12 protein-coding genes are annotated in these 9987 nt (G+C 63.1%); 4 read left to right on the plus strand and 8 right to left on the minus strand.

Features of this window, described 5'->3' with window-relative positions; translation table 11 throughout:
- Positions 1-23 precede the first annotated feature (23 nt).
- The 3 genes from ACODRW_RS22660 to paeA all read right to left on the minus strand — a co-directional run bounded on the left by ACODRW_RS22660 (position 24) and on the right by paeA (position 3892).
- Complete coding sequence (locus tag ACODRW_RS22660) at positions 24-1634, minus strand: glycosyl hydrolase family 18 protein (protein ID WP_486636415.1); 1611 nt, start codon at positions 1632-1634, stop codon at positions 24-26.
- Positions 1635-2161: 527 nt separating this feature from the next.
- The gene (locus ACODRW_RS22665; RefSeq protein ID WP_107797890.1) at positions 2162-2419 is read right to left on the minus strand and encodes an acid-shock protein; all 258 of its coding nucleotides are present in this window, start codon (positions 2417-2419) and stop codon (positions 2162-2164) included.
- Between the two features lie 174 nt (positions 2420-2593).
- Positions 2594-3892: a polyamine export protein PaeA gene (gene paeA, locus ACODRW_RS22670; protein WP_227106541.1), complete on the minus strand. Its 1299-nt coding sequence runs from the start codon at positions 3890-3892 to the stop codon at positions 2594-2596.
- A gap of 178 nt (positions 3893-4070) precedes the next feature.
- On the opposite strand from paeA, the gene ACODRW_RS22675 reads away from it, so the two are divergent.
- Positions 4071-4736: an HIT family protein gene (locus ACODRW_RS22675; RefSeq protein WP_488878458.1), complete on the plus strand. Its 666-nt coding sequence runs from the start codon at positions 4071-4073 to the stop codon at positions 4734-4736.
- Positions 4737-4775: 39 nt separating this feature from the next.
- Positions 4776-5612: a sulfurtransferase gene (locus tag ACODRW_RS22680; protein WP_488906735.1), complete on the plus strand. Its 837-nt coding sequence runs from the start codon at positions 4776-4778 to the stop codon at positions 5610-5612.
- Between the two features lie 2 nt (positions 5613-5614).
- Here the strand turns inward: ACODRW_RS22680 and ACODRW_RS22685 are convergent, their stop codons facing one another.
- Positions 5615-6208, minus strand: coding sequence for an RBBP9/YdeN family alpha/beta hydrolase (locus ACODRW_RS22685; RefSeq protein ID WP_235084872.1), 594 nt, complete (start codon positions 6206-6208; stop codon positions 5615-5617).
- The gene (locus ACODRW_RS22690; protein WP_488906736.1) at positions 6208-6984 is read right to left on the minus strand and encodes an exodeoxyribonuclease III; all 777 of its coding nucleotides are present in this window, start codon (positions 6982-6984) and stop codon (positions 6208-6210) included. The genes ACODRW_RS22685 and ACODRW_RS22690 overlap by 1 nt, the downstream gene beginning before the upstream one ends.
- Before the next feature lie 74 nt (positions 6985-7058).
- On the opposite strand from ACODRW_RS22690, the gene pyrE reads away from it, so the two are divergent.
- Both pyrE and ACODRW_RS22700 read left to right on the plus strand, forming a co-directional pair.
- Positions 7059-7703, plus strand: a complete 645-nt coding sequence (pyrE, locus tag ACODRW_RS22695) for an orotate phosphoribosyltransferase (RefSeq protein ID WP_166451192.1) — start codon at positions 7059-7061, stop codon at positions 7701-7703.
- The gene (locus tag ACODRW_RS22700; protein ID WP_486636412.1) at positions 7703-8296 is read left to right on the plus strand and encodes a DUF4124 domain-containing protein; all 594 of its coding nucleotides are present in this window, start codon (positions 7703-7705) and stop codon (positions 8294-8296) included. Before pyrE ends, ACODRW_RS22700 begins: the two co-directional genes overlap by 1 nt.
- Here the strand turns inward: ACODRW_RS22700 and ACODRW_RS22705 are convergent, their stop codons facing one another.
- The 3 genes from ACODRW_RS22705 to ACODRW_RS22715 are packed head-to-tail and all read right to left on the minus strand — an operon-like array spanning position 8297 to position 9686.
- On the minus strand, positions 8297-8626 hold the full coding sequence (locus ACODRW_RS22705) for a hypothetical protein (protein ID WP_227106531.1): 330 nt from the start codon (positions 8624-8626) through the stop codon (positions 8297-8299).
- 35 nt (positions 8627-8661) lie between these two features.
- The gene (locus tag ACODRW_RS22710) at positions 8662-9108 is read right to left on the minus strand and encodes a YbaN family protein (protein WP_199225783.1); all 447 of its coding nucleotides are present in this window, start codon (positions 9106-9108) and stop codon (positions 8662-8664) included.
- The gene (locus ACODRW_RS22715) at positions 9105-9686 is read right to left on the minus strand and encodes a biliverdin-producing heme oxygenase (RefSeq protein ID WP_227106529.1); all 582 of its coding nucleotides are present in this window, start codon (positions 9684-9686) and stop codon (positions 9105-9107) included. Before ACODRW_RS22715 ends, ACODRW_RS22710 begins: the two co-directional genes overlap by 4 nt.
- Positions 9687-9987: the final 301 nt, after the last annotated feature.

Genomic DNA, 9987 nt, shown 5'->3' on the forward strand with positions numbered 1-9987 from the left:
GGTTTTTCTTTGCGGCTTCCGTTTTACTTCAACGGCGACGCGGCCGAGGCCTTGGCGGCCGCCTTCTTCTTGGCCGCGGCGGCGTCCTGACGGACTTCGCTGGTGGTCTTCAGCAAAGTGCCCTGAGCGTCGTCGCCGTCCAAGGACCAGCTGAACACCCCGCCCAGCTGCTGTTGACGCACGTAATCCAACTTGGTGCGGATGGTGGCGGGGTCGTCGTAGCTCCAGAACTCGTTGCCGTCGTAAGTCCACAGCTGCTTGCTGACCGGATGCACGAACTGCTTGGCGGAACGGCTCTTCAGCACCTTGTAGTCCTCGATGCCGGCTTCGTAAGTGCCTTTGCCCGCGCCGGTGGCCACCTGGTACAGACCATCGCCCTTGGGTCCGGCGGCCACGCCGGCCCAGCCGCGGCCATAGAACGGGATGCCCACGTTCAGCTTGGCCTTGGGCACGCCGCCCTTGACCAGGGTCTGGATCGAGTCGTCGACGTTGTAGTAGACGCGGTCGCCGGTCACCGGAGCCGCCGGATCACGGAACAGATTGGACTGGAAGTTGGTCGGCCCCTTGGCGTCCCAGCCGCCGTTGAAGTCGTAAGTCATCACATTGATCCAGTCCATATAGGCCGCGTACTTGGCCGGCTCGGTCTGGCGGATCTTGTCGACGCCGGAGCCAATCGCCGCCGTCAGGTAGTAGCGGCGCTTGTTCTGCGCGGTCAGCGCGTCCAGCTGGCTGCGGAATTCCGCCATCAGCAAGGTGAAGTTCTGCTTATCGTTGGGATCCACGCTATTGGTCGGCAGACCGCCGCCGCCCGGGTATTCCCAATCGATGTCGATGCCGTCGAACACGCCCTTGGCCGCGCCGGCGCCGCCGGCGTTCTCGCCCACCGGCAGATTGCCTTTCAGGTACAGATCGATGCAGGACGCGACCATGGTCTTGCGGCCGGCGTCGGTGGCGGCGAATTTGCCGAAATTCTTCGACCAGGTCCAGCCACCCAGCGAAATCAGCACTTTCAGCGAAGGATTGGCCAGCTTCAGCTTGCGCAGCTGATTGAAGTTGCCGCGCAGCGGATCGCTCCAGGCATCTGCCTTGCCGTCCACCGACTCATTGGCGCCGAAGGATTTCTGGTAATCGGCCCAAGCGTCGCCGCCGTCGCCGTTGCCGTTCTCTGCACGGGTCACCATGCCGCACTTGCCGTCGGCGTAGACGTTGCCGAAGGCGTAGTTCAGGAAGGTCAGCTTCTTGTCGCCGCCGGCGTCCACCAGATTGCGCAGCTTGTAATTGCGGCCGTAAATGCTCCATTGCGCAAAATAAGAGCCGACATGACGACCCACGGTCGGCGTCGGTTCCGGCGGCACGCCGGTGCCCGGTCCGGGGCCGGGATCGCCGCCGCCCGGCGTGCATTCGCCGGCAGGCCGCTCTTCCCACGGCCCCCATTGATCCGCGCCCGGCTGATTGTTCTGCGTCCACCACTTGGCGCGCCAGGTCTTGTTGGCGTACAAGGCGTAATCGCCGCCGTTATAGGTCTGCGCATTGCTCCACGCACTGCAGGCCGGCGCGGCGAACGCCGCCGCGCTGCTCAACAACAAGCCAGCCCCCCCAAACAGCGCCGACAACGTCAACGAAAGTTTCGACATTCGGACCTCCTCAATTCTGTCAGTGATCACGGCAGCGTCATGCTGTCCCCGCTGCAACACCGCAAGCCGGCGTTTTAGTTCGGACATGTGGTATTACAGTGGTATCAGATTCGAGCAATCACTCCACCGCTGCCAACCCAAATTTCACCAACCTGTCCTTAATAACAGTTAAAACAGGTCAAAAGGATTGTCTTACGCCGACAAGGGCGCAGCTGTGGCTCAAAAATGCGGGAAAGTTCAGGCTTACGCGAATTTAGGCGAATTTATCGCGCAAATAGCCCAGAAAAGGAGATAAACAGCGCACTTGGCGATGTCTATTTCTTCAGTGAGAAAGCCACTTAAGCACAGGAGAAATGCCTGTTGGCAATTTGAGACAAAACTTCACAGCAAAAGCATGGGCTTCACAAAACCATGCCACTACAAAACCATTACGTTTTCAATCGTAGGCCAAACGCATGCCGCAACCGGCCAGAAACGCAAAGAGGAGGCCTTGGCCTCCTCCCGATACCCTGCCTGTAGCCGCAGAATCAAGCCGCTTTTTTCACCTGTGCTTTTTTGTGGTGATGCTTCTTAACGTGCTTCTTGGCGGCCTGGGCTTTCTGCGCGGCCGGAGCGGAAGCCGCTTTCTTGGCGTGCTTCTTGTGATGGTGTTTCTTGGCGTGATGCTTCTTGGCGTGCGCCGGAGCGGCGGCCTTGGCGGCCGGGCCGGAGGCGTCGGCGGCGAAGGCGGCGGCGGAAGTCAGGCCGATTACGGAAGCCAGGATCAGTGCGGTGATCTTTTTCATGATGTTTCTCCAAGTCTGCGACTTATCGGTTGTCAGGGCACCGTCCTGGTGCGTCCTTGAATTCATCATATGCAAGCCGCCTCGCCGCAGTCTGTGAGGCCTGTGTTAAATCATGTAACCGATCGTACAAGGCCTCAGCGCCGCGCCTCTTCACGCGAGCGGAGTCAAACCTTCTCAGACCGGCGCCGGCTCCTTGGCCGCCACCCGCGTCACCAGGATCTGATCGATCTTGTGATTATCGATGTCCACCACTTCGAACTTGTAGCCCGCGTATTGCACGCAATCGGTGCGGCGTGGAATCTTGCGCAGCATATACATCATGAAGCCGGCCACGGTTTCGTAGTTCTGATCGTCCGGCAATTCGTCGATCTCCAACACCCGCAGCACATCTTCCACCGGGGTGATGCCGTCCACCAGCCAGGAATTCTCGTCGCGTTTGACGATTTGCTCCTCCTGTCCCTGGCCCACCAGATCGCCCATCACCGTGGACATCACGTCATTGAGCGTGATCAGGCCGACGACAAAAGCGTATTCGTTCAAGATCACCGCGAAGTCCTCGCGCGTGCCCTTGAATTGATCCAGCGACTCCGACAAGGTCAAGGAGTCCGGAATCAGCAGCACCGTCTTCAACAAGCCGGGCTCCTTCAAGGAGATCGCCCGGCCGGCCAGCACCCGGCGCAGCAAATCCTTGGAATCGACGTAGCCGACCACATTGTCGATGCCGTTGTCGCAGACCAGGAACTTGGAATGCGGCTGCTCGGCCACCTTGGACTTGATGCTGTCCTCCGCCTCGTCCAGCGTGAAATAGATGATGCTCTCCCGCGGCGTCATCGACGACGGCACCAGCCGGCTTTCCAGCTCGAACACGTTCTCAATCACCTGATGTTCCTGCCGGTGCAGCACGCCGGCTTCCGCGCCGGCGTCCATCATCGCCGAGATGTCGTCGCTGGTGATCTCGTCGCGCGGGCTGGTCGGCATGCCCACCAGCCGCAGCAGCAGGCCGGACAATTCATTGAACAGCCACACCAGCGGCTTGAACAGCAACACCATGAACAGCATGGGCCGCACAATGCGCACGGCCACCGTCTCCGCGGCCACCATGCCCAGACGTTTGGGCGTTAAGTCGGCGAACAGGATGAACAGGCTGGTCACCAGCAGGAAGGACGAGAGAAAACCCAGGCTCTGAGCCAGATCCGGGGACAGGAAAAACCCCAACACGCGGGCGAAGAAGGGCGTGAACGCCGCCTCGCCGACAATGCCGCCCAGGATGGCCACCGCATTGACGCCTATCTGCACCACGGTGAAAAAATGTCCCGGATGCTCCTGCAAAGCCAGCACCTTGCCGGCATTGACGTTGCCCTCGTCCATCATCTGACGCAAGCGGATCTTGCGGGAAGCCGCCAGCGATATTTCCGACACCGAGAAAAAGGCGCTGGCCAGAATCAGCGCCAGAATAATCATCATATCCGTCATCAAGCTCTCCATTGTGCCCGCCGCTGCGCCTGAACACCGCACAGGCGACGGCATACGGCAGAAGGCATGATAAATAGTTCAAATCATAATTTCTGTAATGATAGCAGCGAACCGGGCTTTAGCCGAAGCCCGCGGCAACCGTTACAATAAGGTTTCCGCATTTCAAAAGGCCGCCATCATGGATTGTGAATTGTGCCAGGCACCGGTCGGGCAAGTATTGCACGAAGACGATCATCTCAAAGTCCTGCTGGTGGACGAGGAAGGCTACCCCGGTTTCTGCCGCGTGATCTGGAAGGCCCACGTCAAGGAAATGACGGACCTGTCCGCCTGCGACCGCCTGCACCTGCTGGACTGGGTCCACTACGTGGAAGCCGCGCTGCTGCACTGCATGCAAGCCGACAAGATCAACCTGGCCAGCCTCGGCAATATGGTGCCCCACCTACACTGGCACGTGATTCCCCGCTTCGCCGACGACGCTCATTTTCCCGCCCCGATCTGGGCCGCGGCCCGCCGCCAAAGCGCTCCGCGCGCCTGGCCGCAACTGGCGGAGCAGTTGCGCCGACAGCTCGCCGCCGCCCAGACTCATTGCTGGCTGGACTATCAAATCCAGGTGGACCAGGTTCCGGACGGGCTGGAAGGCGCCGATCTGGCCTGCTACCGCTTCTTCGCCGAATCCGGCCTGAGCTGGCCGGTCGACAGCGTGGACGCCGACGGCCGGCACTGGCTGGCCTTGCGCCGCTGCGGCCCGGACGGCACGGAACAAGTGGACAGCCTGCGCCTGGAGCCCGGCAGCTACCGGCTGCTGCCCTGCCCGCGTCCTTATCAGGCCGGACGGCTGCGCTAAGCGCCCGCCCTCGGCCATCCATCAAGAAAGAGGAATGCCATGCACCAAACCTTGATCTCCGCGGAACAGCTGGCGGCTCTGCCGACAGAACGCCTTGTGATTCTGGATTGCCGCTTCCGGCTGGAACAAGCGGATTATGGCTTGACCGCCTATGAGGCCGGCCACCTGCCGAACGCGCATTACCTGAACCTGGATTACCATCTTTCCGGCAGCAAGACCGGCGCCAACGGCCGCCATCCGCTGCCCGACGGCAGCCGCTTGGCGGTGGACCTTGGCGCGATCGGCATCACTCCGGACACCCAGGTGGTCGCCTACGACGACGCCGCCGGACAATACGCGGCCCGCGCCTGGTGGCTGTTGCGCTGGCTGGGACACTCCGCGGTCGCGGTGCTGGACGGCGGCGTCCAGGCCTGGACCCGGACCGGCCGCGCCCTCGACCAGCAAACGGCGGAACGCCGTCCCTGCCGTTTCTCGATCAAGCCCGCGCTGGAAGACACCGTCGACGCCGCCGCCGTGCTGAGCAATATCGAGCAGCCGGCCTTCACCGTGGTGGACGCCCGTTCCGCCGAGCGCTTCCGCGGCGAAGGCGAAACGCTGGATCCGGTGGGCGGCCATATTCCCGGCGCGGCCAACCGCTTCTTCATGCTCAACGTCGACGCCGACAACCGCTTCAAGCCGGCGGAACAGCTGCGCGCCGAATGGCAGGCGGCGCTCGGCGACCTCGATCCGGCGTCCATCGTTCATCAATGCGGCTCCGGCGTCACCGCCTGCCACAATCTGCTGGCGCTGCGCCACGCCGGCTTCGAAGGCAGCCGGCTCTACCCCGGCTCCTGGAGCGAATGGTGCAGCGACCCGGCGCGGCCGGTGACGCGCTAGGCTCAGGCCAGCATCAGTTCCTGCAGCAAATCCTGGCCGAAGCGCCAATGCCCAAGGCGCGCGGCGCTGCCCAGGTGTCCATGCGCGCCGGCGTCCACCAAGGGACAGCCCCAGGCTTGCGCCATCGCCTCGGCCTCGGCCATGTCGCAGAACAAGTCGTCGCGGCTGGCCACCAGCAAGGCCGGCGCCGGCAAGCGCAGCGTCGGCGCGTTGAAGCCGGCGAAAGCGGGCAAGGGCGCGTCCTCCGGCAGTTCGCCGCTGGCGCGCGCCCGCGCCTCGCTGATGGGCAAGGCCGGCGGCGCCACCAGCAGCAGCCCTTGCAGCCGCTTCTGTTCGCGCAAGGACAAGGTCCGCAGCCAGGCCGCAGCCGCATGGCAGCCCAGGCTGTGCGCCGCCAGCATCCAGCGGCCCGGCACCTGTTCCAGCGTGCGCCGGATGCCGTCCACCCAGGCCTCGCACTCCGGGTACAGCCAATCGTCCTGCTCCACCCGGCGCGCCAAGGGGTAGCAGCGCTCCCAACTGGTCTGCCAATGCTCAGCGCCGGAATTGCCCCAGCCCGGCACCGTGATCAAGGTGACGTCGTCCTCGTCCAACATCACAGGCTCCGTTCGTAATCGACGATCAGCGGCGCATGGTCGGAAAACTTCTCGTCCTTGTAAACCGAGGCGTTGCGCGCCAGCTCCATCAGCGACGGGGTCACGATGTGATAATCGATGCGCCAGCCCACGTCCTTGGCGTAAGCCTGGCCGCGGTTGCTCCACCAGGTGTAGCCCGGCGTCTCCGGGTACAGGCGGCGCCAGGCGTCGCACCAACCCACGCGGCCCAGCAAGTCCGTCATCCAGGCGCGCTCTTCCGGCAGGAAACCGGAGTTCTTCAGGTTGCCCTTCCAGTTCTTCAGATCGATCTCGTTGTGGGCGATATTCCAGTCGCCGCAGATCACGATGTCGCGGCCGGCCGCGCGCAGCGTTTCCAGATGCGGCATGAACACGTCGAGAAAATCGAATTTCACTTGCTGGCGTTCATCGCTGCTGGAGCCCGACGGCAGATACAGCGAAATCACGCTGAGATTGCCGAAATCCAGTTGCAAAAAGCGGCCTTCGGCGTCGATCCAGTCGACGCCCAGCCCCTCCACCACCGCATCCGGTTGATGACGGGTATACAGGCCTACGCCGCTGTAGCCCTTTTTTTCCGCGTAATGGAAATAGCCGGTCATCCCGTCCGGCTGGCGCATGCGCTCGGACAGGTCGCCGGCCTGGGCCTTCAGTTCCTGCACGCAGACGAAGTCGGCGTCTATGCCGGCCAACCAGTCGAAAAAGCCTTTTTTATCGGCGGAGCGGATGCCGTTCAGATTGGCGGAAACGATTCGAAGCAAAGGACTCTCCCGTGATATGCTTGCCGGCAATTTTTTCAGCCGTTCAAACAGTTAACAGTTAATAAGGAGTAATGATGAGCGATTTCCGTCAGGATTTTATTCGTTTTGCGCTCGACAAGCAGGTTTTGAAGTTTGGCGAGTTCATCACCAAGGCCGGCCGCAAGTCTCCCTACTTCTTCAACGCCGGCCTGTTCAACGACGGTCTGTCCACTTTGCACTTGTCGCGCTTCTACGCCAAGTCGATACTGGAAAGCGGCGTGCAATTCGACATGTTGTTCGGCCCGGCCTATAAAGGCATCATCCTGGCCGCCGGCGCCTGCATGGCGATGGCGGAACAGGGTCGCAACGCGCCCTTCGCCTACAACCGCAAGGAAGCCAAGGACCACGGCGAAGGCGGCACCCTGGTGGGCGCCCCGCTGCAAGGCAAGGTCCTGATCATCGACGATGTGATCTCCGCCGGCACCTCGGTGCGCGAATCGGTGCAGCTGATCCGCGCCGCCGGCGCCGAACCGGCCGGGGTGGCCATCGCGCTGGACCGCATGGAACGCGGCAGCGGCGAATTGTCGGCGGTGCAGGAAGTGGCCCAGCAACATGGCCTGCCGGTCATCGCCATCGCCACGCTGAAAGATTTGCTCGGCTTCCTGGAACACAGCCCGGAACTGGCGGCGCACCTGGACGCGGTGCGCGCCTACCGGGCGCAATACGGAGTCAACGACTGATGAAACCGCTTGCCGGACTCGCGCTGCTGATACTGGGAACCGCCGTCTACGCCGGCGGCCTCTACAAGTGGGTGGACGAATCCGGCAAGGTGCATTACAGCGACTCCCCGCCGCTGCAAAGCCAGCAGCAGGGCGTCGCCGAGCTGTCCAAGCAGGGCGCCGTCACCAAACCGGCGGAAAGCCCCGCCGCCCGCCAGGCGCGCGAAGCCGCCGAGGCCGCGCAAAAACAACGCGACGCCCTGCAATTGGAAAACACCCGCCGCGACAACGCGCTGGTGGAAAGCTACGCCAACCTGCAGCAACTGCAGGCCGAGCGCGCCAAACAGCAGGCCGTGCTGCAAAGCGCGCTGGACGCGCTGCAACAGCGCTCTCGCGGCCTGACGCTGCAAATTCAAGGCATTCAGCAAGACATTGCGCAAAGCCGGCGCAACAAACAAGCCCCTCCGCAAAACAGTCAGCGCAATCTGAACGTGCTGCAGGCGGAGCAAGCCGAACTGGCCAGGCAAATCGCCGCCAAGCAGCAGGAGCTGGCCGCCTTCCGCCAAAAGACTCAGAACGACCTCAACCGCTACCGGCAATTGCGCGGCGGCTAACTACTGCCCGCCGTCCTTGCGCTGCCACGCTTCGTTCAAGGCCTTGGTGGCCGCCTCGCTGGTCTGCGCCGCCGCGGCCTGAGCCGACTTGGCCGCCTCCAGTTCCGCCGTGGCGCCGCTCAAGCCCGCCTGAGCCTCGCTCAGTCGCTGCTCCGCCTTGAGCTTGTCGGACTCGGCCTGCGTCAAACGCGCGTCCGCCTTCTGCTGCGCGCCTCGCACTTGCTGGTAGTACATCTGCGCCGCCAGCAACTGTTCGTCCGCCGTCTGCGCCACAGCCAAGGCAGGCAAGGCCAGGGCGGCCAAGGCCGCGACGATTCCGTTTACCCTCATCACACAGCTCCCGTTTTCGGTGTCGATGCGCAAGCTTAACGCGGCGGCGGGGTTTTGGCTAAATCCGGCTGGGGCGCCGCGGCCGTCCCGGCCGGTTCGATCGCCTGCGAAGGCCGCGACAGCAAGTACAGCAAGACGCTCAATTCGATCGCCCCCACCAGCCACGGCACCCAGTGCGGAGGCCGCGCCAGCAATAAGGCGGCGAAACCCGCGCCCATGCCCATGGCGGCGAAGCACTTGGCCTTGACCGGCACCACGCGGTGCTCGCGCCAGCGGCGCAGGCCCGGCCCGTAACGTGGATGCGCGAGCAGCCGCTGCTCCAGCCGCGGAGAGGACTTGCTGAAGCAAGCCAAGGCCAAAATCAGAAAAATCGTGGTCGGCATCACCGGCAGCAAGGCGCCGATGACGCCCAAGGCCAGCATCGCCACGCCGGCGCACAGGTATAGCCAGCGCACCGCGGGGTGCCGCAAACGCTGACTCAAGCGTACACCTGGTCCAGATGGCTGTTCATGCAGGCGAAAGCGGCCACCGCGCCGGCGGTGACGCGTTGCTCGGCCGCCTCGTCCAGCTGCAGACCGTCCAGCGCCGCGGTGAACGCGCGCCAGTGGCGGGCGCGGCCGTCCGGGTGGCCGGCCAGATGGCGGGCGCCGCAATGCTCGTCCAGGCCCAGTTTGCCGGCCAGCTTGTACAGAATGGCCGCGCCCAGCTTGGAGCCCTCCACCACGTAGAGCCAACCCATCGCGCTGGCCACGTCCAGCGTGCTGCTGATCGGCGCTTCGCGCAATTCCGGCAGCGGGCGGTCCAGATCACGCAGATCGGCGGCGATGCTGTCGTAACGGCGGCGCTCGGCCAGGTCCGGGAACAGGCGGGCCAGCTCGGGATTGTCGTACAGCGCGTCGGCGTCGCGCAGGAAGCGGTATTGCGCCAGCAGGAAGCGCGCGTAGTTTTCACGGGTGGCGAACGGCTGATTCGCCATGATGCGCTGGTCCAGCGCGTCGTGGGTTTCGTGGGTGCGGGCCTTCAAGTCCTGGGTGCGGGTTTTCTCGACAACGGTAGTCATGCTCTGTGTTTCCTGTTTGATGCGATCCCGGCGCCTGCGCGCGGCGGCGCGGACGTCGGGAAGAGGCGAATAACTCGCCATTATAATGCGAATGATTCTTACAATCATTATCAAATTTACCACGACAAAGACATGTCCGCGAGAAAGACCCGGGAAAACCGGCAAACGCTAAAGCAGAGGGAAACACGGGAAGCGAGAGAAAACAAAAAGGCCAGTTCTCGCGAACTGGCCTGATTGCTATATATTTGGTGGGTCGTGCGGGATTCGAACCTGCGACCAACGGATTAAAAGTCCGCTGCTC

The organism is Chromobacterium sp. FG89, from assembly GCF_057808735.1.